The 1,130-nt window shown below is 65.4% G+C and carries 1 protein-coding gene; it reads left to right on the forward strand.

Annotated elements, in window-relative coordinates:
- Positions 1 to 632: 632 nt before the first annotated feature.
- On the forward strand, positions 633 to 1,130 hold a 498-nt coding region (locus tag ACWGH4_RS33515), incomplete at its 3' end, for a hypothetical protein (RefSeq protein WP_453467493.1).

Here is a 1,130-nt window from a genome sequence, read left to right on the forward strand (position 1 = left end):
ACGGCCGGGGGCTTCGGCTTCTCCTCGGTGTCGAGAACGCCGTAGCCGACGAGGCCGCCGCAGGCGAGCAGCAGGACGGCTGCGATCGCCACTCCGGCACGGCCGCCGCCGGCGCCCTGCTTCCGGCTCTCGTTCACCGTCCCGGGATCCGCAATTCGCTCCGGATTCGCTTCCGCGTGCGTCTTTTCCGCGCCGGTGGTTTCCGTTTCAACAGTTTTCGTGTCCGGCGTCTCGTCGGACTTTCCCTCCGGCTCTGCGCTTTCCGTGGATTCCTTGGATGACATGAGCGGGGCTCGGCTTTCGGGTAGTCGGCTGAATCGGTTGGCGTCGAACCGGGCGGTTATACACCATGCGCGGTACGCCGCGCGAGCGACCGGCCAAAAGGGGCGAAGCGACTCGGGTGCCCGCACCTGCCCTGTATGTCCGTGGGCTTGACGTCGTGTCACTTCGTTGATCAATAATCCCCTGCCGCGTTCGTGAGCTGGCCAGATGCCTGCTCGCGCGCAGAAGAGCGGCACGGATTCAGGCTGCATCGGAAACCCCCGATGGGGCTTACTCGGCGTGCCGCTTTTCCGTGTGTGGATCTCCTTCCGCCTGCGGGGATTCGGCTCGCAGTGCCGAAAGGTAATGAAGTGAAAGTTCCATACAGGAGATATATCTCCTGTTTGGTGGTGTCGGCGGTGGCGGGAACGCTGCTGCCGCAGGTCGCTTATGCGGCCCCGTCATCAGGGCCGGAAAAGGACGACGGCAAAGGCGTTGTCGACACCATCGCCGGCTGGTTCAGCGACGACGACGACAAGAGATCCGACAAGCCGCCGGTCGGTGGAAAGCTCGAGATACCGAGCCGGGAGAAGCTCCCGAAGGGCGAGAAGCTGCCGCCGGCGCAGCGGGTCAAGGAGCTGACGGAGCGGCGCACGCCGCAGGCGCGGTTCTGGCAGATGTCGGACGGGCGGGTGGAGGCCGAGCTGTCGGCGAAGCCCGTGTCGTACCGGTCGGGCTCGTCGTGGAAGCCGATCGACACGACGGTGCGTGCGTCGGACGCGAAGGGTTTCGACTTCGCGAACACGACGAACACCGGCCGTAGCTGGTTCGGTTCGGACGCCTCGAAGCTGGTGCGCTTCGAGACGGAA

Source organism: Streptomyces sp. NPDC054847, assembly GCF_053610925.1.